Source organism: Rhodococcus sp. NPDC057135 (assembly GCF_042670865.1).
Lineage (GTDB): Bacteria > Actinomycetota > Actinomycetes > Mycobacteriales > Mycobacteriaceae > Rhodococcus_F.
This window is the reverse complement of the sequence record NZ_JBHUUU010000003.1, coordinates 465,356-489,557: the sequence shown is the minus strand read 5'-3', so window position 1 is coordinate 489,557 and position 24,202 is coordinate 465,356. Positions and strand designations below refer to the sequence as shown.

The window sequence follows — 24,202 nt, the reverse complement described above, 5'->3', positions numbered from 1 at the left end:
GCCGTCACCCTGCCCTGACAAACCTGCATACTCAGCAATTCTTCAGCTACCGGTAGAACATACCGCAATCCGAAGATAGTCGGCAAGATCGGACTTCCAGATTCCCATCCACACTATAAACATACTCTCAGTTTGTTTCGAATGCAGAACAAAGAGAACAATCTCCCTACCAGGACATTTCCAACAAATTGATCAAAGGAGCGCGCGGAGAGCCCGTGCTTTCAGTGATCGCTGGCGAGACGTCGCGCTGCGAATTGTCTGAAGTACTCCACTTTGGATTCCGGGACCACGATCGGAAGTATCAGGTTCCACGATGCCTTCATGGAGTCCGAAAGCTCACGAACAGTCCCGGTCGCCGCTGCCATCAGCCGAACTCCGGACGCCACTTCCAACAGGAAACGAGCGATATCGGCAGAATCCGCGTCCGAACGCAGATCACCTTCGTCGGCGGCGCGGCTGGCAAGTTCGCGGTAAATGTCGAGCCAGACATCCAGCGTTGCCGGCCCGGATCCCCGATAGTCCCCGATCTCGACCAGCAAGCGGAAAGTCGCACGAACCATCGCGTCGTGCGCACCGATGTCGACGATGACGGACGAAATACCGATCAACGACTCGAGCGCGGGAGTGCGACGGTCCAACCAGAGTTCACATTTCGCGTCGAACCGTGCCGAACCCTCGTCGATCACCGCCCGCGCGAGTTCTTCCTTGGACCCGAAATGGAAGTACAGGGCGCCTTTGGTCACCTGTGACTCGGCGATGATCTCGCTCAAGCTGGCATTGGCATAGCCCAGGCGCAAGAACACCCCCGCTGCTCCGCGCAGCACCGAATCACGGGTGGCTTCTGCCCGCTCTTGCCTCACCATCGATCCGGCCTCCAATCACCACACATCGAACGAATCCTTGGTCTTACCCGTTCACAGCGTCAAAATGGAAGGCACGGTTCGGCATTCAACCCACCTTGCAAACAAATGAGACATTTGCCCATCAAACGATCGTGATACAGCGAACACAGCTTAGACCGCGATCCATCTCTGCGTGGCAGGCGCGCCTGGTTAACCCTCCAATTGTGGGTCGGCTTCCAGATTCGTCAGGCCATTCCAGCACAAATTCACGAGGTGAGCGGCGACAACTTCTTTGGACGGAGTCCGTTCGTCGAGCCACCACGTAGCCGTCGTGGACACCATGCCGACAAGCGCCTGGGCGTACATCGTTGCTAGTCCGGGGTCGAAACCGCGTCGGGAGAAGTCCCCCGCCAGCAGGTAGCCCACCTGACTGATCGCGTCGTTGAGCAAGCTCGAATACGTCCCACTCGGCGCGACAACGGACGAATCGCGCACGAGTATCCGAAATCCGTCAGTGTGCTCTTCCACGTAGGTGAGCAAAGCCAACGCAACCCGCTCGACTCGAACTCTCGAGCGATTTTGAGAGAGCGACGAAGTGATCATTTCGAGAAGCCGCGACATCTCCCGGTCCACTACGACGGCGTACAGCCCCTCCTTGCCGCCGAAGTGCTCGTACACGACCGGCTTGGACACGTTTGCTCGCTGGGCGATCTCCTCGATCGAGGTCGCCTCGTATCCCCGTTCGGCGAACAGTGCCCGCCCGATCTCGATCAGTTGTTGCCGACGTTGGGTACCGGTCATCCGGATCCGTGTCGCTCGTTCGGGAACTGGATCCCCGCCACCCGAACCGGACACCGTCGCCATTGTCTTCCTCTCGCCGACACACAAATTACTGCTGTGGACGCTCAGCCTATCGGGACTTCGGGGGCCCAATCGGAGGAGCGGTTCGACCTACGACGGGTCGGCATGCGATTATTCTTTCGCGCGTTCGGCCGCAAGGCTCGGCAATGCGTGGCAATCCGCCGTGGTGTAATGGCAGCACCTCTGATTTTGGTTCAGATAGTTCAGGTTCGAGTCCTGGCGGCGGAGCTGGTGAACTACATGCGTTTTCCGAGCGAAAATGCATGTCTTGATCGACAGTTTGATCGACAGTTTGATCGACAGAGGGAGCTCAAACCAGTGCAGACCGCCGTGATCGTTCTCGCAGCGGGTGCCGGTACACGAATGAAGTCGAAGACTCCCAAGGTCCTCCACACTCTCGCCGGACGCAGCATGCTGGCACATTCGCTTCACGCGGCAACCTCACTGAACCCCACGCACCTGGTGACCGTCGTCGGTCACGATCGTGAGCGTGTCACCGAAGCGGTCAGCGCAGTCGCGGGTGAACTGGGTCGCCCTGTCACCGTGGCCGTTCAGGACGAGCAGAAGGGCACCGGGCACGCCGTCAGTTGCGGACTCGAGGGTCTGCCGGCCGACTTCGCCGGAACCGTACTCGTCACAGCCGCCGACGTGCCCCTGCTCGACGGCAAGACCATCGCAGACCTCCTCGCTCAGCACACTGCCTCCCCTGCGGCTGCGGTCACGGTGTTGACGTCGACGGCGCTCGACCCCACCGGCTACGGTCGGATCCTTCGTACGACGGACGGCGAAGTCAACGCCATCGTCGAGGAGAAGGAAGCCACCGATTCGCAGCGCTCGATCACCGAGGTCAATTCAGGTGTATACGCCTTCGACTTCGAGACTTTGCGTGACGCGCTGGCGTCTCTCGACTCCAACAACGCCCAGCACGAGTTCTATCTCACCGATGTGATCATGATCGCCCGTCGCGCAGGCAAGCGTGTTCGTGCGCAGCACATCGCGGATTCGGTTCTCGTCGCGGGCGCCAACGACCGCGTGCAACTCTCGACGCTTGCCCGCGAGATGAACCGTCGGATCCTCGAGACGTGGATGCGTGCCGGCGTCACCGTCGTCGATCCCGCGAGCACGTGGATCGATTGCGGCGTGCAAATCGCACAGGACGTGACGCTCCTGCCTGGAGTTCAGTTGACCGGCACCACGTCGGTGGGCGAAGACGCCGTGATCGGCCCGGACACCACCTTGGACAACGTGAGCGTCGGGGAGCGCACGGTGGTCGTGCGCTCACACGGGACCGACTCCGTGATCGGCGCGGACGCAACCGTCGGTCCGTTCGCCTACCTCCGGCCGAACACCCGTCTCGGTGACCACGGCAAGATCGGCGCCTACGTGGAAACCAAGAACGCCGACATCGGCGAACATTCGAAGATTCCGCATCTTACCTACGTCGGCGACGCCACCATCGGCCATCACAGCAACATCGGGGCTTCGAGCGTCTTCGTCAATTACGACGGGGTGAACAAGAGCCGTACTGTGGTGGGGTCGCACGTCCGAACAGGCTCCGACACCATGTTCGTCGCCCCTCTCGTCGTGGGAGACGGCGCTTACACGGGTGCGGGCACGGTCTTGAAGAACGACGTACCGCCTGGGGCGCTTGCCGTCTCGGGTGGAGCGCAGCGCAACATCGAGGGTTGGGTCCAGAAAAATCGACCCGGAACTCCTGCAGCCGACGCCGCTGCAGCGGCTGCACAACCTGACAGCACAGATCACCACCAGATCGACCGGCAAGTACAAAAGGACGGCATGAACCAGTGACTGCGAATTGGATCGACAACCAGAAGAACCTGATGTTGTTCTCGGGTCGCGCACATCCCGAGTTGGCGGAGCAGGTGGCGAAGGAACTCGACATCCGCGTCACCCCGCAGACCGCGCGCGACTTCGCGAACGGTGAGATCTTCGTTCGATTCGAAGAGTCGGTTCGCGGCTCCGACGCGTTTGTCCTGCAGAGTCATCCGGCACCGCTGAACACGTGGGTGATGGAGCAGCTCATCATGATCGACGCGCTCAAGCGTGGATCGGCAAAGCGCATCACTGCCGTTCTTCCGTTCTACCCGTACGCCCGCCAGGACAAGAAGCACCGCGGACGCGAGCCGATCTCCGCTCGCCTGATCGCGGACCTGCTCAAGACTGCCGGCGCAGATCGCATCATCACGGTCGACCTGCATACCGATCAGATCCAGGGCTTTTTCGACGGCCCCGTCGATCACATGCACGCACACAGCCAGTTGGCCAACCACATTCGCGCCGGATACAACCTCGAGAACATCACGGTGGTCTCCCCCGACTCGGGCCGCGTTCGTGTCGCCGAGAAGTGGGCCGACTCGCTCGGCGGAGCACCGTTGGCGTTCATTCACAAGACGCGCGATCCGTTGGTCCCCAACCAGGTCAAGTCCAACCGCGTCGTCGGTGATGTCGAAGGTCGCACCTGCATCCTGATCGACGACATGATCGACACGGGCGGAACGATCGCCGGCGCGGTCAAGGTACTCAAGGAGGCCGGCGCGGGTGACGTAGTCATCGCCGCAACCCACGGCGTGCTCTCCGACCCTGCGGCCGAGCGTCTGTCGACGTGTGGCGCGAAGGAAGTTGTTGTCACCAATACACTTCCGATCGACGAGTCGAAGAAGTTCCCGACGCTGACGGTGCTGTCCATCGCACCGCTGCTGGCTCGCACCATCAAGGAAGTTTTCGAGAACGGTTCTGTGACTTCGCTGTTCAACGGCAGCGCCTAGTCTTCCGCCGCTCTACGGGCGCGTACCTGTGACTTCACTGTCACCGGTACGCGCCCGTAGTCGTCTTCGCGAACCCCACGAAAACAGACCACGCGGTCATCATGAAACCACCTGTGCGACACACGAATACCAGAAAATGCGGCAAACAGCATGATCTTGATCACGCCCGCGTCGAGAAACCCAGGTCGATGTTGGGGCGGTGTTCACCGCGCCGCAATCTTCGCCTAGTGTGGCTCGTCGTGATCGACGCGCAAACCCTGGAATCCCGGCCCGAATCTCATTCCCTGAATTCATCAGTTCCGACGATCCGGCGGTGGCGCCCAGGATCTTGTGTCTGGTGCGGAGACGACAACTCCGTGGACATGTTCCGCAACGAACCCCGCTGTGGAAAATGCCGTGAAAACGAAGGCATCATCGACGACGCCAAGCGCTTCCTCGGGATGTACGGTCTGCGCCCGATCGGCGGCACGCTGCAGTCCGACGACGACGAAGAGCGCGAGTACCGCGTCAACGCACGTGAGGCACGCCGAGTCCTGAACGAGATCCGCATGGACGTCCTTCCCGATGCGGCCGCTGTTCGCAAGGCAATTCGGCCCCGCGCCGCAACGGTTGTCGCCGACACGTCACCCGCGCGGGCTTCTCGCCCCTCCAGCACGGGCACAGCGACGCGCGTTGCCGCTCCGGTCAAGACGGACACCGTGGACATCGACACGCTCCAGACGCGCGTCCTGGGGCTTCTCGATCAGCTCGGTTCGATCGACGAGCAGATCAAGGTCGCCGAACTCGCACAAGGGTTGCCGGCTCGCGCACGACTGAGCGATCTGAACAAGCAGAAGGCCACGGTTCTTCGCACGCTGGCCGCTCTCGAGAAGGCCCGCATCGCCGCCTCCAACTAATTCTCCTCGCGTCCATCCCACGGCCCCGTCTCGCTTGCGAGACGGGGCCGTTCTGTATGAGCAGGTACCTTTACGAATCGTGAATGACATCACCATCACTTTTGTCGTGCTTGCACTGGTCGTGGCGCTGTTCGTGATCGGCCGAATCCCGGTCGGCATCATCGCGATCGGCACTGCCCTGGCGCTGTACGCCACCGGTGTGATCACGATGGAACAGGCGCTCGCCGGATTCGGCGATCCCACGGTGGTGTTCATCGCCGCGCTTTTTGTCGTCAGCGAGGCCCTCGACGCCACCGGCGTCACTACCTGGGCGGGTGAGAAACTGCTGGCGAAAGTCGGCGAATCCCGAGTCCGTCTCGTGAGTGCGATCATGTTGCTGGTTGCCGCGTTGACCGCATTGATCAGTGTCAACGGGGCCGTAGCCGCATTGGTACCGATGGTGGTCGTCTTGGCGGTGCGTCTCGGTAAATCGACGTCACAACTGCTTCTCCCGTTGGCATTTGCCGCCCATGCCGGATCGATGCTCACCTTGACCGGAACACCGGTCAACATCATCGTTTCCGAAGCAGCCGAAGAATCCGGGGCCGGCGCGTTCGGGTTCTTCAGTTTCACTTTGGTCGGTGCGCCGCTGGTGCTGGGAACTATTGCGATCGCCGTGCTACTCGGGCCCCACGTCCTCCCCCATCGTGCGGGGACGTCCATGTCACCTGATCTGAGTCGGCACGCCAAGACCCTCGCGAAGCAATATCGCCTCATGGGCAAGGATGCCCCGTCCGCCGAACCCTTGATCACCAAGTACGACGGTGTGGTCGAAGTGATCATCCCGCCGCGCTCGGAAATGATCGGCGACAGGGCTTTTCCCGGCATGGTGACCGACAGCGGCGATCTGGTGATACTCGCAGTCCAGCGCGCCGGTGAGGACTGCGGCCCCAAGGGCGTCAAGTTGGCGGCCGGTGACACGCTTCTCCTGCAAGGCAGCTGGGACGATCTCGACACCCACACCGCGGTCGATCCGAACGTCCTCGTGGTCGACGCACCTGCCCAGATCCGTAAGCAGGCAGCCCCGTTGGGAATCCGCGCGGTCATCGCTCTCGTCGTCGTCGCAGCGATGGTCGTGTTGCTGACCTTCGGATTGGTGCCGTCGGCGATAGCCGGACTCCTCGCTGCGTGTGCGATGGTGCTGCTACGAGTCATCAGCGTGGAGCAGGCGCATCGGTCCATCTCGTGGACCACGTTGATTCTCGTCGGCGGAATGATCCCGCTCTCGACCGCGATCCAGCAGACCGGCGCAGCCGAAAAACTCGCTCATGCCTTCGTCGACGTCGTCGGCGGTGCAAGCCCCTATGTCGTTGTCGCCGGACTCTTTGTCGTGACGGCGACTCTGGGTCAGCTGATCAGCAACACCGCGACCGCGCTGATCATCACGCCGATCGCCATCTCGGTTGCCGGCGAACTCGACATCTCGGTGCTGCCCCTTCTGATGACGGTCACCGTCGCTGCCGCGGCCTCCTTCCTGACGCCCGTAGCCACTCCCGCGAACATGATGGTGATGGGCCCTGGTGGGTACAAGTTCGGCGACTACTGGAAGCTCGGGCTCCCGATGTTGTTGTGGTTCCTGGTAGTTGCGACCGTGTTGATCCCAGTGATCTGGAGTTTCTGATGTGCTCACCGAAGGTGTTGTCGGAGGTCTACGAATCGATCGGACGAGAAGGCAGGAAAGTCAGTCGACGATCGATGTTCGCGGCGCTCGGCTCTACGGCGCTAGGCGCAACCGTCGTGGCCGGCGCGGTGCAGCCCACTGCGTCGGCAGCGCCGGCGGGCCAGACCATCGTCGATCTGACGCACGTGCTGACGCCCGATTTCCCGGTGTGGCCGGGCGCGCGCTCGTTCGAGATGAGGAACCTGGCGAAGATCGCCGACGCCGGCGGGTCTCTGGGCTCGCTCGGGTCCGCTGGTTTCGGCGGAAACTTCTACCTCAACGAACTCCGTCTCGAGGAACACACCGGTACTCACATCGACGCGCCTGCTCACGCCAGTGCGGACGGAATCACCGTCGAGAAGATTCCGGTTGCCGACCTCGTCGTACCGATTGCGGTCATCGACATCAGTGCCCGAGCCTCCGTCGACCCTGACACACTGCTCACCCGCCAGGACGTCCTCGACTGGGAAACCCTCCACGGGACGATCGCTCCCCGCAGCCTGGTGGCGATGAACTCAGGCTGGGATACCCGGGCCGGTGCCGGTGGGACCTTCACGAATCGAGATGCACTCGGCGTGCAGCACACACCGGGGTTCGCCCCCGAGGCGATCGACTTCTTGGTGTCCGAGCGCGACATAGTCGCCGTGGGCTCTGACACCCTCAGCATCGACGCGGGCCGAAGCACGACCCACGGGGCTCACCGAAGCGCCTTGGGCTCAGGAAAGTACGCGGTCGAAGCCCTTGCAAACCTGTCCGCACTTCCAGCCGTCGGCGCTACCGTGATGGTGGGAGCGCCGACGCATGCTGGTGGCTCTGGTGGTCCGTGCCGGGTTATCGCCTGGTACTGACGGATGACTGAGGTTTACGGCGTGGGTGTCACCCGGAGCACCTTGTCGCCTGTTCCGTTGTCCGTGGTCACCAGGAGCGAGCCGTCCGCCGTCGGAGTCACCGAGCGCAGGCGCCCGAACTGGTTCACCAATCCGAAGGTCTGAGCGTCGACCGAACGGCCGTCGGCACTGAGGCGGAGGAAGATCAGTTCCTTGCTCTTGAGACCACCCATCACGAGTGCACCGTCCCAGGCACCCCATGCAGCTCCACCGGTGAAGGCAGCGCTGGCGGTAGCCAACGTGGAGCTACCCGAACGCCACACCGCCGCAATCGCTCCCGGCACGCGCACGGGATCGGTCATCGGCACGGATTCGTCGTACGTTCCGGGAAGACGATCCGGACGGTAGCCGTAGTTTCCGCCAGGGGTAAGCAGGTTGACTTCGTCGTCGACGCTCGTGCCCTGCTCAACCGAGTACACCCGGCCGGTTCCGGGTTGCACGGCCAAACCTTGCACGTTGCGGTGCCCGAGCGTGTAGACGGGGCTGCCTGCATTCGGATTTCCCGCCGCCGGAGTTCCGTCGGCGTTGATGTGCAAGACTTTGCCGCCCAGCGAATTCGGATCCTGCGGAACGCTCGGCGTCGCGGTGTCACCCGTTCCGACGAACAGCGTTCCGTCCTGGGCGGCAAGAATTCGGCAACCCCCGTGACGCCCGGACGAGACCGGGATTCCTGGCAATACAGTTCCGGTTCGCGTCAGTGCGGTCCATCCGGCGTCGACGGTCCACGAGATCACTCGAACGTCCGTGACTCCCCCCGCGCTGAATCCCTGGCAGGTGTACAGGGTGCGCGATTGCGCGAAGTCGCGGGCAAGCGCGATGCCCATGAGGCCGGTTTCGGACTGAGCGTAGAGATCCGAAAGATCTGCAGCGACTGGACCTGTCGTGTTGTCGCTTCGGCGCACGAAGAATCCGCCGGAGCGTTGTCCCGTCAGGATTGCACCGTCCGGGGCCACCGCGACGTCCCAGGGGTGATCGAGTCCGTCGACGAGTGTGGTGACCGATAGCTGCGGGAGGGTGTTCTCGATGGGGATGTCCGGGTCTTCACCGCCCAGCGACCCTGTACTTCCGTTGCCGAAACTGCCGGGGTCGAAGGGGAAGGGTTGAGCCACGCTCTGCGTTACCGGCATCACCAGTACTGCAGTCAGGGCCACGGTCAATGCGGCGAGCTTCGGATGACGCACGCGTTCTCCTCGGGTCGGAAACCGTTCTGCGCCTCACTATAAACAGACAAACACCATTTTTCGGGCCGTCGCGGCATACCTGCAGGCCACAGGGCAACAAACCCCTTCAGAAGTCGGCAATCTCCGGCAAAACGTTCGCCAATGCGGACGCGGTCCGCCTCGAGGCAGATCGTGTCTTCCGCCAGCCGGGCACATTCCAGTCCAGGAGGTACTCGAGATCCGCTTCCACTCCCTTGTCCCGCAACCCGAAACGTCGTTCCAGCGCATACTCATCCACGAAATTCAGTCTCGCCGCATCGGTGGCACTCAGTTCGGGGTCGCAGAACGGGCCGACGGGGGCGGTAGCCGCTCGACGCCCTGACGGGTCTTCCCACTCCAAATGACCACCTCCGATTTGCTTCACCGACCACCTGCCAATCGTCTTGATTCGGTGATGTTTTCGACACAGACAGGCCAAGTTCCGCTCCGCAGTAGGTCCTCCCTGGGCGGGGCTGCCGTGATCGAACGGCACCGTGTGATCGATGTCGCAACTATCAGAACGCACAACACAATTCGGAAAGCGGCACGTGCCGTCTCGCGTCCTTACAATCTTCGCCAACGCTGCGGATGGCCGGTACGTGCACTCGGTGCGCCGAGAACCATTGTCCCGCGTCGAGCGATGGCCCCTTGCCACGTCGGGCAAGACCGCCGGCGAGGGCATCGACCGACCCACGTCAATTACGGGCCCAACCGTCCCGGCAGTCGAACACCGTTGCACCTCGGACGGTGCGCGGGTGAGGACTCTCTGCCATGTACTGTCCGCGGCGATCGCGCGCGCAAGGTCAGCATCGATGTGGCCGTACCCCTGCAAATAGCCTGGCAGGTCATCGAATCCGAGCAGGGTGGAAGCATTGACACCCACAAGAATTGTCGCAATCGGGAGCGCGGAGGTCTTCGAGTCATCCCGACGGGTGCAATCGCCGTCGCACTGACAATCCAACGACGTCTTTCCTTCCGCCAATGCGATCAGCGCATCGGCACGACGTTGCCCGAAAGTTCTCGGATCGGAACCACACACCTGCATCGACATCGCACGGAGTCTGGTGGCCAAAGTCTGAGCGCCGACCGCTGGAAGCATTCCGTCCAGAGTCGACATACCGTCGTGCGACGCGCACGTCCGAACGTCCCGATCCGCCTCCGCACGAACTCGCCTGGCACGCACCCCATCAGGGTCGTGCCGAGCAATGAGACCTCGTGCGCGCGCCTTCAACTTGTTACCGGTTGCGCGGCAGGCACCGTCCACTAGGAGTCGCTCGATCTCATCGAGCACGTGCTCGGAAACATTGGCGAGAGCTTCGGACAGTGCCGTCGCTTTGGCCAGATCTATGTCACCGCAAGCAAAAGCGGCCGCTACCCGCGGAAGTCGCCAGCGCAGGTCACACCCCAGTGCAATCATTTTCTGCGCGGCGTACTCCGTAATGCTCAGTATCGACGCGATCTCCACGTGCGCGAATTGACCCCGAAAAGCCTCATTGACTCCAACCGCGGCATCCTCCTCACAACGGTCCAGGTACAGCGCAGTGACCGCGTCGATCTCGAGGAAGTGGGCGCGCGCGATTTCCGCATGCTGCCGAAACAGCGCGTCCGCGGAAGTCTTCGATTCGAACATATGAGCGATTCTACGGGTGCCCACCGACAAGTTTTTCGGAATCACGGGGTATTCACCGATACCCTTTGCGCTCCGATGTCACTACGTTCAATCGCATGACTCAGCATCCGGCACGAGATCAACCGTACTTCGGCATAGCGATATTCGAGTTGGGGAAGAATGACGGAGTCGGGTGCTTCTACCGAGAGGACTGTTATCTCATCTGGGCCGGCGACCCCGCTGAGGCACAGTCAAAATTCGAACGCAAGGCCGGCGAGCAGGAGTATCCGGTCGGCGCGAGCGATGACCAGTCCTATGTAAAACTCGCGCATCTCGTGGATCTTGCGCCGGTGTCCGACACTGTCCATACTGGTACCGTAGATCTCTACTCTCGACACTTCTCAAATATTGCCGCCTACAGAACTTTTGAGGCACTTCTAGGAGGAGACAGTATCCTCTGACGTGCGCCCACTTCACGCCCGCTGCGCGCACAACAGCGCGAAGCGCTGATCCTCATCCGTCCACACCTTCCGCACCCCGAAGCCCGCGGACGCGAGCTCCGCGGCAATCCCGCCCTCGGTGAACTTCGCCGAGATCTCGGTTCGCAGCTGCTCGCCCGCTGCGAAGGTGATCTCCAGATCCAGGTCGTCGATCCGGACCGAGAGTTCACGAAGTGCTTCCAGCCGCATCTCGATCCACTCGTTCTCGGCATCCCAGAGCGCGACGTGACGGAAGTCCTCCAAGGGAAAGTTCGCTCCCAGTTGCTTGTTCAGGACCGAGAGAACATTGAGATTGAACTGCGCGGTCACACCGGCAGCGTCGTCGTATGCGGGCACGAGGACTGCGGGATCGATCACCAATCCCACGCCCAGGATCAGGTTCTCACCGGGATCGAGCACGGCTGCAATGCCCGAGAGGAACTCGGCGCGTTCTGCCGGAACGAGATTGCCGAGAGTTCCACCGAGAAACGCGACCGCTCGCCGTCCACCACCGGGCAGATGGTGCAGCGAACCGGTGAAGTCGCTGACCACCCCGACCACGTCGATGCCGGGGAATTCGGCACCGACCTGCCGCGCCGCGCCTTCCAGCGCCGTCACCGAAACATCCTGCGGTACATACGTTCGCAGAGTTCCACGAGCGGTCATTGCATCGAGCAGCAACCGCGTCTTCTCCGAGGAACCGGAACCCAGTTCGATCAGGATCTCAGGTTCGGTCAACGCAGCGATCTCGTCGGCGTACCGAGTAAGCAGGCCGCGCTCGGTACGAGTGGGGTAGTACTCGGGTAAGGCCGTGATCTCCTCGAACAGTTCACTTCCACGCGCGTCGTAAAACCATTTGGGCGAGAGCCACTTCGGCGTAGCGGTCAGACCCTCCTTGGCCTCGGCTCGCAATGCGTCGACCGATTCGGCCGGTGTCAGATAAACCTCGAGCGTAGGGGTTTTCATTGTTCTCCCATCGGTATCGGGGTGATGATCAAGTGGCCGGGACGCGCGCAGACGATGTGCCGGTCCGGCACCTGCTCCCAGTCCGGCGATCGATCGAACGGTTCGGAAACGATCAGGGCCCGCGACTCGTCGACCCGCGTGTACAACGTGTGGCCCCAGGCCGTGGCCCACAGTTCCTGCCCGTCGCCGAACAGGAGGTTCAGTCGTGAATCCGGTGCCACCGCAGCCACATCGTGAACGAGGCTCGTCACGGCGGCCTCCGCGGGCTTCGAGGTCAACCGATGCCGAAGCACTGTCCACAACAAGGCAGCATCCGTCGGGGCGGGCATCTTCAGCAGTTCGACGGCCGGAACTTCTGCCGCCAATTCGGCAAGGGAACCAGGCCAACCGGATACCGCTCCGTTGTGGCTGAAAGCGTAGGTTCCGTCGACGAACGGTGCGCAGGCACCGATCTCGACGGCCATCCCCTCCGTCGCGGAACGGACGGCGGCGAGAACGGATCCGGAAACGATGTGGGACAACGTCTCGTCGACGGTCGGGTCCGACCAGATCGGCGAAATGCTGCGATACCGCCCCTGCCTTCCGTCGTTCCACCACACCGCGCCGAATCCGTCGGCATTGATGGTCCCGCCGCCACGCATCTCGCGAGGTGCCCACGACTGGCGCATCAGTGAGTTCTCGCCGTCGTGGATGAGTTCACGAACCGAACGCGGCGGCCCGAGATACCCGAGGTGCCGACACATGTCAGGATCTACCCGAAATCGTTCTGGCGCAGCGAAAACCCGAGAAGATCTGGCGCCTGATCGGATGGTCCCAGTTGCGGAACGTCCCCCGGCAGGCAACGCTGTCGGTCCCGAACGATCCCCCTCGCAACACCTTGTAGTCGCCGCCGAAGAACACCTCCGAATACTCCCGATACGGGAAGGCCCGGAAACCCGGATACGGATGGAAACCCGAAGAGGTCCACTCCCACACGTCGCCGATCAACTGCTCGACACCTGCTGCCGACGCACCCGCCGGGTACGAGCCGACGCCCGCTGGACCGAGATGGCGCTGACCGAGATTGGCAAGATTCTCGTCGGCGGACGCGTCCCCCCACGGGAACCGTCGTGATCTCCCGGATTCCGGATCCCACCGCGCGGCCTTTTCCCATTCCGCCTCGGTGGGAAGCCGTTTGCCAGCCCAGCACGCGTAGGCCTCGGCTTCGTAGAAGCTCACGTGAACAACCGGCTTGTCGGGTGGAACCGGAGCCTCGACGCCGAAAGTCTCGTGCCACCAACCCGAACTGTCATGTTCCCAGAACAGAGGTGCACGAAGTTTCGCGTCGACGCGATGCCGCCAACCGTCTCGAGACCACAATTCCGGTCGGGAATAGCCGCCGTCCTCGATGAATTCGACGAACTGCCCGTTGGTCACCGGGAATCTGTCGAGTGCGAAATCGGTGAGATAGACCTGATGTGCAGTGCGCTCGTTGTCGAGTGCCCACGGCTCGTCGTCGGTCCCCATGACGAAGGAGCCGGCCGCGATGGTGACCTCGTCGAGTTCCGGCATGCGGGCCGCTTGCGGAGCGGGTGTCGCAACGAGCGCCGTGGGCCCCGAACGTAATTGGTGTGTCGCGAGCATGGTCTCGGCGTGTTGCTGTTCGTGCTGCGCGATCATCCCGAACGCAAAGCCGTCCACGTCGAGTTCTGTGCGCCCGAACGTGCTGGCTTCGAGCACATCCCAGACCTTCCCACGAACCGTACGTACGTATTCGCGCGCCTCGGCCGGGTTGAGCAGGGGAAGTGTCGGTCTCGACGATCTCGAATGCTTGAAAGCGTCGTACAGCTCGTCTATGTCGCTACGCACCGGATCGCGGCCACCGACATCGCGCACCAGCCAGAGTTCCTCTTGATTGCCGATGTGCGCCAGGTCCCACACCAGCGGACTCATCAACGGGGAATGCTGAGCGATCAATTCGGTATCGTCGACGCAGTCGGTGAGCAGCGTCGACCGCTCGCGCGCTCGCAGAAGTACGGCCTCGACCGCTTCCTTGGTGATCTCCCCCGTCATGTGTCGCTCTCACCGGGCACAATTGCGCGACAACACCGTTCGGCTGCGGCATCGAGAAGACGGACAAACTGTGGCTCCGGCGCGTAGGACGCGGCAAGCGACATCAGAGATGTTGCCGCCGAACGCAGTTCGACGTCGTCCAAACCGTACTCTGCCGCATCCCGCCACCTCCCGGCCGTCGACGCTGCAGCATCACTCGCCTCGCGCATCACGGCTGGCCCGGACAACAACGCGTCGATCGCTGCTATCGGCACTCGCCACAAATCTCCCGGTTGTGCGTCGATGTAGCGAACCTCCAGATGGCCGACAGCGCGAACCGGCGGGAACAGCGTGGACAGGTGATAGTCCAAGTCCGCCCAGACGGGGCGACGTCCGATCTCGGCATCCAAGGCGCCGTCGATCCAGTCCGCGAAAGTCGCGCCCCGCGGAGCCGTCCAATCATCGCCTTCGTTTCGCACACACATGAGCGGAACGTCGAGCGCCCAGGCTGCGTAGTCCTGCGCTTCCGGGATTGCGGCGGTGCGCCAGGAATCGAGTTCGAGCCACGTCCGCATGCGTTGAGAAGCCCAATCTCCCCTCGGAACCCCTTGCAAGCGTGGAGAACACGCAAACGCCGCGACGAGAGCCGGACCCATGTCCCCGAGGAGCCGCCAACGCTGGGCGATGGACTCCGGACTCCCGCCGGCATCGACACTGACCTGCACTGCTGCGGTACTGCACATCATCAAGGTGCCGTACGGGCCTATCCCGGCGAAGCGGGATTCCATTGCGCAGTAACGCGGCAATCGGAGAATGCGGGAAGGGGGGCGGGCGACGTCGGCGGCAGCCGAACTGATTTCGATGGAGTACGACGCGAGAAGAGATTCGAGAGTCCGACGGTCTTCGTCGAGACAGTCACACAGTTCGCGGGCGGACGTGCGCGGAGCGGACGAGAGTTCGATCTGTCCGCCGGGTTCTACGGTGACCAGGCTGCCACGAGGAAGCGGAACCGCCGGTGAATCCGTGTCGATGCTGGTGGGTGCGTGTCGCCCGAGCGCTCTTGCCAGCGTCGCGGCGGATGGCCGCTCCCCACCGGGATCTTGCCTGGTCAGCCACTCGACCTCGGCTCCGACCAAGCGGGGTGGCCCCTGTTTGAAGCACACACCACCGACGTAGGCCTCGGCCGCAGGACGCGAATCCACCTGCGTGGTCTGTGCTGCTGTCAACGCTGCTGTCACCATTCGACTTCCCCTTCGGGCGGTCTTCGCGGTCGTTACCGACGATAGAACGCCTACGTCCGAGATGCACCCATTGTGGTGTTACGTGTCGTTGAATTTCTTCAGTCGTATCCACCGGTACCCACAACCGGCCAGAACCACACCTACCCCGGAAACAACCGCGATCCACGGAAGTGTGACCACCAGAACGACACAACCAGCCGCCCCGACTGCCTGCAGCCACTTCGGATACATCCGGTCCACTCCGCGCTGGCTGTACGCGCTCACGTTCGCGACGAAGTAGTAGAGCAGCACTCCGAACGACGAAAAGCCGATCACGCCACGAAGATCGGTTGTCGAAACCAGAACGATTACAACAGCTCCGACCACAAGTTCGGCATGGTAAGGGACTGCGAACCGTGGATGGACGGCAGCGAGAGCAACGGGCAGATCACTCTCGCGGGCCATCGCCATCGCAGTGCGACTCACCCCGGCGATCAGAGCCAGCAGCGCCCCCGCCGACGCCGCCGCGGCACCGATCACCACCACGGGAACGGCCCAGTTCCACCCGGCTGCGCCCACCGCATCGGCCAGGGGCCGCGCCGAATTCGCCAGCCGATCAGGCCCCAACGTCACCAACAGCACCACCGCTACCAGCGCATAGAGGACAACCGCGGCGGTGAGTGCAATCAGAATCGCCCGCGGAATCGTGCGGCGCGGATCACGCACTTCCTCCCCCAGCGTCGCGATCCTGGCGTAACCGGCGAAGGCAAAGAAGAGCAGCCCCGCCGACTGCAGAATCCCGTACCACGACCCGAACACGAGGTCCGGGAGCTCACGCACTGCACCAGGTCCCACGACGGCAACCAGCAATGCCACACCCAATGCCGTCGTCGACACGGCGACGATGACCCTGGCCATCTGCGCCGTCCGCGTCACTCCGCGGTAGTTGACCGCCACCAGGGCCACGACCACCAGGACGGCGGCGGGAACACGCCAGGCCGCAGGAGCAACGTACGTCGCGAAGGTCAGAGCCATTGCCGCGCAACTCGCGATCTTCCCGATCACGAACGACCAGCCTGCGGCAAACCCCCACCAGGGTCCGAGCTGCTCACGTCCGTAGACATAGGTCCCACCTGACGTCGGGTATCTGGCCGCGAGCTGCGCCGACGACGTCGCATTGCAGTAGGCGACGAACGCTGCGATCGCCAGGCCGAGCAGCAACCCGGTACCGGCCACTGCGGCAGCGGGCGCGAACACCACAAAGACTCCGGCGCCGATCATCGCGCCGAGGCCGATTACCACGGCATCGGCCGTGCCCAGTCTTCGCTCCATCGGGACAGCTTCGTTCACAGGTAGTTTGAACCACACCGACATGAACGGAAGGTGCCATGTTCGATCTCGACACGATCCGCCGCGACACTCCCGGATGCCTCGACAAGGTGTTCCTCGACAGCGCGGGATCCTCGCTCCCGCCCGAGCCGGTGCTGACCACCATGATCGAGCACCTGCGACGTGAAGCCGACGTCGGCGGGTACGTCGCCGCTGCTCGCCAGAGCGGCGCACTGGCTGCTGTTCCGCATTCACTGGCCCGCGTCATCGGCGCCCAGGCAACCGATATCGCGTTGACGGACAGCGCAACCCGCGCGTGGAACGACTTCTACGCTGCCGTTCCACTCGGACCTGGTGATCGAATCCTCATCAGCGGAGTCGAATACGCGAGCAACGCAATCGCCGCTCTGGGGCGGGCGCGTTCCACCGGCGCCGGCGTCGAGGTCATTCCGAGCGATCAGTACGGACGCATCGACCTCGACGCACTCGAAGACATGCTCGACGATCGGGTTCGACTCGTCTCCGTCGTACACGTCCCCACCAACGGCGGCTTGATCAACCCGGTCCGTGAGGTAGTCGAATTGGCCAGAGCCCACGGCTCTCTCGTCCTACTCGACGCGTGCCAGTCCGTCGGCCAGTTGCCCATCGACGTCACCGAACTCGGCGTCGACGCGCTCAGCGCCACCGGCCGCAAGTGGCTCCGCGGGCCACGCGGAACCGGATTCCTGTACGTCCGCCCCGGACTCGTCGACGCGCTCGAACCCGCTGCAATGGACCTGCACGGAGCGGAATGGACCAGCGAGAACAGCTTCGTCCCTGCGCCGGACGCAACACGATTCGAACTCTGGGAAACGAGTGTCGCTGCGCGCCTGGGTCTCGGCGTCGCCGCCGACTATCTGCTCTCGATCGGCACCGACACGGTGTGGGAGCAGATCGAATCCCGAGCCTGCGCATTGAGGGAAGGCCTGGCAGCGATTTCCGGAGTCGAAGTCCGCGATCGAGGAACCCAACTGAGCGGCATCGTTTCCTTCACCGTCGACGGTATTTCCGAGCACCTGGTTCGGGATCAGCTTGCAGCACAGAACATCACCGTCACCGTCAGCGGTCGCGGGTCCACGCTCCTCGACATGGATGCCCGCGGACTCGACGCCGTGGTTCGCGCATCGCCGCACTACTTCGTCGACGAAGCCGACCTGGACACTTTTCTGGGCGCGGTCAGGAGTGTGCAAACCTCCCGTTGACCGGGACCATGCCTGATCTGCGGAAGTCGAAACTGCAACTGTGTGGTGACCAGTAGTTTCGCCTTCCGAGAGGACGCTTCGCATGGCCGACCCCACCGTCAAACCGATCTCCGCTGCCGACATCACCACCTGGGACTACGAGGCCGACGTCGTCGTCGCGGGATACGGCATCGCCGGCGTCACCGCCGCGATCGAAGCGGCGCGGTCCGGCGCCGAGGTTCTCGTCCTGGAGCGAACGGGCGGCTGGGGTGGAGCAGCTTCGCTGGCGGGTGGATTCATCTATCTGGGCGGTGGAACGCCGCTGCAGAAGGCGTGTGGGTTCGAGGATTCGGTCGAGAACATGAAGACGTTCATGAAGGCAGCGCTCGGCCCCGGAACCGACGACGCAAAGATCGACGCGTATTGCGAGGGCAGTGTCGATCACTACAACTGGCTCGTGGATGCCGGCGTTCCGTTCAAGGAGTCCTTCTGGGGTCAGCCCGGCTGGGAACCGCCGTACGACGACGGCCTGATGTACTCGGGAGGCGAGAACGCCGCGCCGTTCAACACCCTCGTCGATCCCGCGCCCCGCGGACACGTTCCGCAGATGTCCGAGAAGAACACCGGTGAGCGGGGCGGCGGCTACATGCTGATGAAGCCACTCGTCGAGACGGCCGAAAAGCTCGGTGTCCGAGCAGAATACGATCTGCGCGTCCAAACTCTGGTGGTAGACGGCGATCGGGTTGTCGGCGTCGTCGCCAAGCGTTACGGCAAAGACGTCGCGATTCGCGCACGCAAGGGCGTCGTGCTGGCGATGGGCAGCTTCGCGTACAACAACGAGATGGTGCGCTCGAACGCACCGCGTATCTTCGGCCACCCGGCGGCCTCCATCGAGGCGCACGACGGCCGCGCAATCCAGATCGGTCAGGCGCTCGGCGCCGACACCGCGCACATGGACGCCACCGAGGTCGCGTTCTTCTGCGACCCGCAGTTGATGGTGCGCGGCATTCTTGTCAACGGCCGCGGTCAGCGATACATCCCCGAGGACACCTACCCCGGCCGCATCGGCCAGGCAACGCTGTTCCAGCAGGACAACCAGGCATTCCTCGTCATCGACGAAGCTGCATACGAGGAAGGCATGAATGCCGAGTCGTCCAGTGCGCAGTTGCGGGCGCAGCCGAGCTGGGTGGCGGAAACCGTCGAGGAACTCGAAGCCGAGATGGGGTTGCCCGCCGGATCGTTGCAATCGACTGTCGACCTCTACAACCGGCACGCGGCTGAAGGGTCGGACCCGGTGCTGGAGAAGAAGGGCGAGTGGGTGAAGCCGATTGTCGGCCCGTTCGCGGCAATCGATCTGCGCGGACGCACCGGCGGATTCACGCTCGGCGGGTTGAAGACCACCGTCGACTCCGAGGTCCTGCACGTCTCCGGTGTGCCGATTCCAGGATTGTTCGCGGCGGGCCGGTGCACTTCCGGTGTGTGCGCAGGCGGTTACGCCAGCGGAACCAGCCTCGGCGACGGCAGCTTCTTCGGACGACGCGCCGGAATCAGCGCGGCGCGCTAGATCACCACGACCCGCACACCGTCGGCAAAGCGGTACGGCTGAGTCTGTAGGACCGCGCCGAGGTGTTTCCGCAGTCTGGACACCTCGGCGCGCACTGCCACCACATGCTCGCGATCACCGAAGAGCACTTCGCTCAGGCCTGCGGCGTCCACACCCGCCGAACCGACCGCTGCCAGGGCCCTCAAGATCTGGGCGTGCCGCGGGGAGAGCGCTCGCGTCCAGTTGGCGTCACCACGCACCGTCACCTGCGGCGATGCCCCGAGGGACAGCTCAAGCTCGATCACCGGCCCGCCGACGCCGGTGCGCAACAGCCAGCCGTCCCCGAGTGGCTCGGGCAGACACATCCCCAGCCCTGGCACGATGACGGGCTTTCCCGCGCTCGGCGCTGCAACGCGGTCGGGCGCGGCTATCCCGCTGGCACCGGCCACCCAACCGAACTCGTCGACCACCAATGCCGGTCCGGTCCCGGCCGCGAACAACGGGGCTGCCCGCGAGCGCAGGCGCTCGAGCTGAGCTGCGTGCTCGCGCCACAGCGTCGCCTCCGCGAGGCGAACCGCGGTGCGAACCAGCGCGACGGTGGTGGGATGCACCGAGGCTGCGGACCCACTGATATCCACCACTCCCAGAATCTCGCCCGTCCGCGGATCGTGCACGGGCGAACCGGTACACGACCAATTGTGGTGAGTCGGCGCATAGTGCTCGGCCGAGAAGAGTTGCACCGCAGAATCTTCGATCAGTGCGGTACCTATCGCATTGGTACCCACCGACTGCTCCGACCATCGCGCACCTTCGGCGAATCCGAGTGCGTCCGCCGCCTGCTTGACCGCCTTCGACCCCTCGCGCCAGAGCAGGACACCGTCGGCGTCGGCAACGACCACGATGAAGCCCGCGTCCTCGGCCACCTCGGTCAGAGTGGTTCGCAACTCGGGCAGAACCGAGCGCAGTGCAGTACGCGAACGCCTCGACTCCAACTCGGAGAAATCAGCGACAGCAGACGCGCCGCAGTGATCCGGTGTGAGCCCGCCCGCAGCCACTCTCGACCACGACCGTGCCACGACGGTCCGCGGCTGCGCCGGTGGTTCCTGCCCGGAGAGAACTGCGTCGTGCACCCGACTGAGTAGGCGAGCATGCTGCGACAGATCGGTACCCGGCACGACGGCACCGAGCCGACTGCCTTCGGGAGCGTTCCCCAGGGTGGTCACTCCGTCAGGCTACCGCGTTCGATGTGACGCGAACCACGTCCACACGGCCAGGTCGCCGCCACCTGCGATTAGCGGCGAGGAGCAAACTCCGGTAACGTATCCAAAGTTGTCTCGGCGAGGGTGAATCGCAGCAGTTCCACACGTTGCAGGTTTACCGTGATCGACGCGGCTACGGCTCAGCTCGAGCGTTTCGCTCCTGGCCGTGTGCGCGCCTGTCCCCCTTTTCGCAGGCAAAACCACACGTCAGTAAACCGAGCACGAACCCCGTGAGTTGTAGGAGCCGTTTCATCATGTCTGAAGAAAACAACCTCGTCGCCGTCGTCCGCACCGAATTCGGCAAGGGCGCAGCTCGCCGCGCACGTCGCGACGGCCAGGTCCCCACGGTTCTGTACGGCCACGGCGAAGATCCCCGCCACCTCAACGTGCCGGCTCGCGACTTCGCTCGCATCCTCCGCGCGCAGGGCACCAACGCCATCCTCACCCTCGACATCGAGGGCACGGAGCAGGTTGCACTGACCAAGTCGGTCGTCGTGCACCCCATCCGCAGCTACATCGAGCACGCTGACCTCCTCGTCATCAAGAAGGGCGAGAAGGTCACCATCGACGTTCACGTCGTAGTCGTCGGTGACGCTGCTGCAGGCACCATGGTCGCGCAGGATGCATCCACCATCTCCATCGAGGCAGACGCCCTCCACATCCCCGAGCAGATCGAGGTTTCGGTCGAGGGCCTCGAAATCGGCACCCAGATCCTCGCAAGCCAGCTCGAACTGCCCACCGGCTCCGTCCTGCAGGCTGACGCTGACACCCTGATCGTCAACGTCGTTGCTGCACCGACCGAGGCTGACCTCGAAGAGGGCGCAGAAGCTCCCGCCGCCGACGAGGCTGCAGAAGAGGCCTGATCCTCTCGGTTCCTACAGAACTCACTGCGCGCGGCGCGTCATTCCGATTCGGAGTGACGCGCCGTTCGCGCGTAGCAGGAAAAAAGAACAAGTCAGAAAGTAGCGTCCGTTGAGCACAGATACCGCCCTCGTCATCGGCCTGGGTAACCCCGGCCCGCAGTACGAGAAGACCCGGCACAACGTCGGTTTCATGGTCGCGGGCACCCTTGCCGGACGCATGGGCGGAAAGTTCAACGTACACAAGAAGAGTGGCGCCGAGATCGTCGAAGGTCGCCTCGCCGGCCGACGCGTGATCCTCGGAAAGCCGCGCTCGTACATGAATCTCTCGGGCGGCGCGGTCGCCGGTCTCGCACGATTCTTCTCGGTCGATGCCGCGAACATCATCGTCGTCCACGACGAACTGGATCTCGATTTCGGGACCGTCAGGCTCAAACTCGGCGGTGGCGAAGGCGGCCACAACGGGCTGCGGTCCATTTCGAGTTCGTTGACCACCAAGGACTACCTGCGCACGCGCGTCGGGATCGGTCGCCCGCCGGGCCGCATGGACCCGGCGGACTACGTTCTCAAGCCGTTCTCGTCCACGGAGCGAAAAGAACTCGATCTCGTGTGCGAAGAAGCTGCGGATGCAGTGGAGCTACTGCTCGAACTCGGGCTCGAGGCAGCCCAGAACCGCCTGCACTGACAATCAGTTACCCAGCAGGGCAGCTGAATTGGCGCGGCGAAGCTTTCCCGACGACGTCTTCGGGATACTGCCGGGACCAAGGACCGCAACGGCACGAGGGCGCACGCCGACGTCGGCGACCACGGCGTGGACCACTTCGCGCTCGATGCGCTTGACCTCTTCCGGATCCTCGAAAGCGTTGGTCTCGACCGCGACGGCAAAGCTCTCACGCTTCTGGCCGGCATCCAGGCGAATGGCGACTGCATTTCCCGGGCGCACACCGGCAACGCTTCCGGCCGCCCGCTCGATGTCGGTCGGATACACGTTCCGGCCGCCCATGATGATGACGTCCTTGACTCGCCCGCACACCACAACCAGGCCTTCTTCGGTGAAATAACCGACGTCACCGGTGTCGAGCCAACCGTCGGCGTCCTGGGCCGGCTTGTGTCCGTCGACTGTGACATATCCGGGGGTGACTGCCTTGCCGCGAACCTCGATGATTCCGACGCCTCGGGCCGGCAGCACCTGGCCGTCACGGTCGACGATGCGTCCCTCGAGGTCAGGCACCATCTTTCCGAGCGTCGCAAGGGCGCGCGCATTGGGGCGATTGGACGGCACCGCGCGGGACATCGACTCGAGGAAATCGGGATCGACGTAGTCGAGAACCTGACCCTGATCGGGATCCGGAATCGACACCGCCAGGGTGGTTTCCGCCATTCCGTACACGGGAGCCAGCGCTGTCGGGTTCAAACCGAAACGCGCGCCGGCCGCGGCGAGAGCATCCATCGTGTCGGGATCCACCGGCTCGGCACCGTTCCACATGTATCGGACGCTGGACAGGTCGACCGCCCCGTCCTCTGCCTGTGCGAGTCGACGCGCCAAGAGGGAGTATGCGAAGTTCGGTGCTGCCGTGACAGTTCCGCCGTACTTGCCCATCAGTTCCGCCCACAGCACCGGGGTGCGGAGGAAATCCATCGGCGTGATGCTGATGACCTCGGCGCCCACCTGCATCGGAACCGTCAAGAACCCGACCATGCCCATATCGTGGAACAGCGGAAGCCAGCTCACCATCACGTCGTCTTCGATGGAGAACTTGATGCGGTTGATCATCGCGTATGCGTTTGTGTAGAAGTTCTCGTGCGTGATCTGCACGGCCTTGGGCGAACCGGTGGAACCGGACGTCAACTGCTGGAGCGCGATATCCGATTCGACCGTCTCCACGGGATCGATCGACGCTCCGCCACGAAGCTCGTCCACCGTCACGACGGTGATGCCACGCTCTTCGAGTAGCGGCTTGGCCGCATCGAAGGGCGCGCCCAGAATCACGGCTTTTGCCGAGATCATGTCGATCACCGTCTCGGTGTCCTGAGCCCAGACACCCAGATCCGTTCGGGGGGTCGGCTGATGCAGCATCGTCACCGACGCACCGCGCATCCACGTCGCCTGGCAGGCAGGCGCGATGTCGACTGGCTGTCCAGCGAGAATGCCGATCGCAACGCCACGGTCGATACCGACCTCGGCCAGGCCGCCGGCCATGCGCCGCGCCTCCTGGTGGATGTCGCCCCAGGTCTGACGGAAAGCGTTGTCGGGCTCTCCCGTCACCAGGCCGCGGTCGGTGACTGCGGCGGTCGCATACATCTCTTCGGTGAACTTGCTCAACGCAACTCCTCGGTCAGTGTCACTCTTCGATCAGTGCAACTCTTCGCAGGACACAAATGGCTGTGTGTTCGAACACACACATACTTGGATAATCAGCGATCGTTCGCCGAGTGTTACGCCGCAGTGGTTATTGCATCGTGGTCTGCGAGTATCCTTTCTCTGTTGTGCTGCCGCACTCTCCACCTGTCCGCGC

At 63.3% G+C, this 24,202-nt stretch carries 21 protein-coding genes and 1 tRNA gene; 11 read left to right on the top strand and 11 right to left on the bottom strand.

The features are described 5' to 3' along the window. Window positions 1–221 precede the first annotated feature (221 nt). On the bottom strand, window positions 222–863 hold the full coding sequence (locus tag ACFT1A_RS07810; protein WP_003946317.1) for a ScbR family autoregulator-binding transcription factor: 642 nt from the start codon (window positions 861–863) through the stop codon (window positions 222–224). Between the two features lie 189 nt (window positions 864–1,052). Then, window positions 1,053–1,706: a TetR/AcrR family transcriptional regulator gene (locus ACFT1A_RS07805; protein ID WP_095972137.1), complete on the bottom strand. Its 654-nt coding sequence runs from the start codon at window positions 1,704–1,706 to the stop codon at window positions 1,053–1,055. Window positions 1,707–1,860: 154 nt separating this feature from the next. Between ACFT1A_RS07805 and ACFT1A_RS07800 the strand changes: the two genes are divergently transcribed. From ACFT1A_RS07800 to ACFT1A_RS07775, 6 genes are all read left to right on the top strand, one after another. Then, window positions 1,861–1,931 (top strand) — tRNA-Gln (locus ACFT1A_RS07800). A 90-nt stretch (window positions 1,932–2,021) separates the two neighbouring features. Continuing rightward, entirely contained in the window at window positions 2,022–3,512 is a 1,491-nt protein-coding gene (gene glmU, locus ACFT1A_RS07795) for a bifunctional UDP-N-acetylglucosamine diphosphorylase/glucosamine-1-phosphate N-acetyltransferase GlmU (RefSeq protein WP_378446490.1), read from the top strand. Beyond that, a complete protein-coding gene (locus ACFT1A_RS07790) occupies window positions 3,509–4,489 on the top strand; it encodes a ribose-phosphate diphosphokinase (RefSeq protein WP_019744654.1) in 981 nt (326 codons plus the stop codon). Before glmU ends, ACFT1A_RS07790 begins: the two co-directional genes overlap by 4 nt. A 239-nt stretch (window positions 4,490–4,728) precedes the next feature. Next, window positions 4,729–5,385 (top strand): hypothetical protein, encoded by a 657-nt coding sequence (locus ACFT1A_RS07785; protein WP_378446489.1) that lies wholly within the window; start codon window positions 4,729–4,731, stop codon window positions 5,383–5,385. Between the two features lie 79 nt (window positions 5,386–5,464). Further along, window positions 5,465–7,045, top strand: coding sequence for an SLC13 family permease (locus ACFT1A_RS07780; RefSeq protein WP_378446488.1), 1,581 nt, complete (start codon window positions 5,465–5,467; stop codon window positions 7,043–7,045). Beyond that, on the top strand, window positions 7,045–7,932 hold the full coding sequence (locus ACFT1A_RS07775) for a cyclase family protein (protein ID WP_378446487.1): 888 nt from the start codon (window positions 7,045–7,047) through the stop codon (window positions 7,930–7,932). Before ACFT1A_RS07780 ends, ACFT1A_RS07775 begins: the two co-directional genes overlap by 1 nt. Before the next feature lie 14 nt (window positions 7,933–7,946). Here the strand turns inward: ACFT1A_RS07775 and ACFT1A_RS07770 are convergent, their stop codons facing one another. Both ACFT1A_RS07770 and ACFT1A_RS07765 read right to left on the bottom strand, forming a co-directional pair. Continuing rightward, window positions 7,947–9,152, bottom strand: a complete 1,206-nt coding sequence (locus ACFT1A_RS07770; protein WP_378446486.1) for a PQQ-dependent sugar dehydrogenase — start codon at window positions 9,150–9,152, stop codon at window positions 7,947–7,949. Between the two features lie 106 nt (window positions 9,153–9,258). After that, window positions 9,259–10,800: a DUF222 domain-containing protein gene (locus ACFT1A_RS07765; RefSeq protein WP_378446485.1), complete on the bottom strand. Its 1,542-nt coding sequence runs from the start codon at window positions 10,798–10,800 to the stop codon at window positions 9,259–9,261. A 95-nt stretch (window positions 10,801–10,895) separates the two neighbouring features. Between ACFT1A_RS07765 and ACFT1A_RS07760 the strand changes: the two genes are divergently transcribed. Further along, complete coding sequence (locus ACFT1A_RS07760; protein WP_378446484.1) at window positions 10,896–11,240, top strand: DUF4288 domain-containing protein; 345 nt, start codon at window positions 10,896–10,898, stop codon at window positions 11,238–11,240. A gap of 12 nt (window positions 11,241–11,252) precedes the next feature. Here ACFT1A_RS07760 and egtD read toward each other — a convergent pair whose 3' ends face one another. The 5 genes from egtD to ACFT1A_RS07735 all read right to left on the bottom strand — a co-directional run bounded on the left by egtD (window position 11,253) and on the right by ACFT1A_RS07735 (window position 16,849). Next, entirely contained in the window at window positions 11,253–12,224 is a 972-nt protein-coding gene (egtD, locus tag ACFT1A_RS07755) for an L-histidine N(alpha)-methyltransferase (RefSeq protein ID WP_378446483.1), read from the bottom strand. Continuing rightward, a complete protein-coding gene (gene egtC, locus ACFT1A_RS07750; protein ID WP_378446482.1) occupies window positions 12,221–12,967 on the bottom strand; it encodes an ergothioneine biosynthesis protein EgtC in 747 nt (248 codons plus the stop codon). The genes egtD and egtC overlap by 4 nt, the downstream gene beginning before the upstream one ends. Window position 12,968: 1 nt before the next feature. After that, the gene (egtB, locus tag ACFT1A_RS07745; protein ID WP_378446481.1) at window positions 12,969–14,276 is read right to left on the bottom strand and encodes an ergothioneine biosynthesis protein EgtB; all 1,308 of its coding nucleotides are present in this window, start codon (window positions 14,274–14,276) and stop codon (window positions 12,969–12,971) included. Next, window positions 14,273–15,496, bottom strand: a complete 1,224-nt coding sequence (gene egtA, locus ACFT1A_RS07740) for an ergothioneine biosynthesis glutamate--cysteine ligase EgtA (RefSeq protein WP_378446480.1) — start codon at window positions 15,494–15,496, stop codon at window positions 14,273–14,275. Before egtA ends, egtB begins: the two co-directional genes overlap by 4 nt. 78 nt (window positions 15,497–15,574) lie before the next feature. Beyond that, entirely contained in the window at window positions 15,575–16,849 is a 1,275-nt protein-coding gene (locus ACFT1A_RS07735) for an APC family permease (RefSeq protein ID WP_378446479.1), read from the bottom strand. A 14-nt stretch (window positions 16,850–16,863) separates the two neighbouring features. On the opposite strand from ACFT1A_RS07735, the gene ACFT1A_RS07730 reads away from it, so the two are divergent. Further along, window positions 16,864–18,045, top strand: coding sequence for an aminotransferase class V-fold PLP-dependent enzyme (locus ACFT1A_RS07730; protein WP_378446478.1), 1,182 nt, complete (start codon window positions 16,864–16,866; stop codon window positions 18,043–18,045). An 82-nt stretch (window positions 18,046–18,127) separates the two neighbouring features. Next, window positions 18,128–19,588: an FAD-dependent oxidoreductase gene (locus ACFT1A_RS07725; protein ID WP_378446477.1), complete on the top strand. Its 1,461-nt coding sequence runs from the start codon at window positions 18,128–18,130 to the stop codon at window positions 19,586–19,588. Here the strand turns inward: ACFT1A_RS07725 and ACFT1A_RS07720 are convergent. Further along, window positions 19,585–20,790, bottom strand: coding sequence for a GAF domain-containing protein (locus tag ACFT1A_RS07720; RefSeq protein ID WP_378446476.1), 1,206 nt, complete (start codon window positions 20,788–20,790; stop codon window positions 19,585–19,587). The two genes, ACFT1A_RS07725 and ACFT1A_RS07720, sit on opposite strands and share 4 nt — an antisense overlap. Window positions 20,791–21,080: 290 nt before the next feature. On the opposite strand from ACFT1A_RS07720, the gene ACFT1A_RS07715 reads away from it, so the two are divergent. Both ACFT1A_RS07715 and pth read left to right on the top strand, forming a co-directional pair. Next, the gene (locus tag ACFT1A_RS07715) at window positions 21,081–21,689 is read left to right on the top strand and encodes a 50S ribosomal protein L25/general stress protein Ctc (protein WP_230814263.1); all 609 of its coding nucleotides are present in this window, start codon (window positions 21,081–21,083) and stop codon (window positions 21,687–21,689) included. Between the two features lie 109 nt (window positions 21,690–21,798). Next, window positions 21,799–22,371, top strand: a complete 573-nt coding sequence (gene pth / locus ACFT1A_RS07710) for an aminoacyl-tRNA hydrolase (protein ID WP_317554351.1) — start codon at window positions 21,799–21,801, stop codon at window positions 22,369–22,371. A gap of 3 nt (window positions 22,372–22,374) precedes the next feature. On the opposite strand, the gene ACFT1A_RS07705 is transcribed toward pth, so the two are convergent. Further along, window positions 22,375–24,009, bottom strand: a complete 1,635-nt coding sequence (locus ACFT1A_RS07705) for a fatty acyl-AMP ligase (RefSeq protein WP_378446475.1) — start codon at window positions 24,007–24,009, stop codon at window positions 22,375–22,377. Between the last annotated feature and the right edge of the window lie 193 nt (window positions 24,010–24,202).

What these genes read in the sequence shown, in the direction of transcription:
- ACFT1A_RS07810 (WP_003946317.1), bottom strand. Translation starts at nt 863, where the DNA reads ATGGTGAGGCAAGAGCGGGCAGAAGCCACCCGTGATTCGGTGCTGCGC.
- ACFT1A_RS07805 (WP_095972137.1), bottom strand. Translation starts at nt 1,706, where the DNA reads ATGGCGACGGTGTCCGGTTCGGGTGGCGGGGATCCAGTTCCCGAACGA.
- ACFT1A_RS07775 (WP_378446487.1), top strand. Translation starts at nt 7,045, where the DNA reads ATGTGCTCACCGAAGGTGTTGTCGGAGGTCTACGAATCGATCGGACGA.
- ACFT1A_RS07765 (WP_378446485.1), bottom strand. Translation starts at nt 10,800, where the DNA reads ATGTTCGAATCGAAGACTTCCGCGGACGCGCTGTTTCGGCAGCATGCG.
- ACFT1A_RS07760 (WP_378446484.1), top strand. Translation starts at nt 10,896, where the DNA reads ATGACTCAGCATCCGGCACGAGATCAACCGTACTTCGGCATAGCGATA.
- egtD (WP_378446483.1), bottom strand. Translation starts at nt 12,224, where the DNA reads ATGAAAACCCCTACGCTCGAGGTTTATCTGACACCGGCCGAATCGGTC.
- egtC (WP_378446482.1), bottom strand. Translation starts at nt 12,967, where the DNA reads ATGTGTCGGCACCTCGGGTATCTCGGGCCGCCGCGTTCGGTTCGTGAA.
- egtB (WP_378446481.1), bottom strand. Translation starts at nt 14,276, where the DNA reads ATGACGGGGGAGATCACCAAGGAAGCGGTCGAGGCCGTACTTCTGCGA.
- egtA (WP_378446480.1), bottom strand. Translation starts at nt 15,496, where the DNA reads ATGGTGACAGCAGCGTTGACAGCAGCACAGACCACGCAGGTGGATTCG.
- ACFT1A_RS07735 (WP_378446479.1), bottom strand. Translation starts at nt 16,849, where the DNA reads ATGTCGGTGTGGTTCAAACTACCTGTGAACGAAGCTGTCCCGATGGAG.
- ACFT1A_RS07730 (WP_378446478.1), top strand. Translation starts at nt 16,864, where the DNA reads ATGTTCGATCTCGACACGATCCGCCGCGACACTCCCGGATGCCTCGAC.
- ACFT1A_RS07725 (WP_378446477.1), top strand. Translation starts at nt 18,128, where the DNA reads ATGGCCGACCCCACCGTCAAACCGATCTCCGCTGCCGACATCACCACC.
- ACFT1A_RS07715 (WP_230814263.1), top strand. Translation starts at nt 21,081, where the DNA reads ATGTCTGAAGAAAACAACCTCGTCGCCGTCGTCCGCACCGAATTCGGC.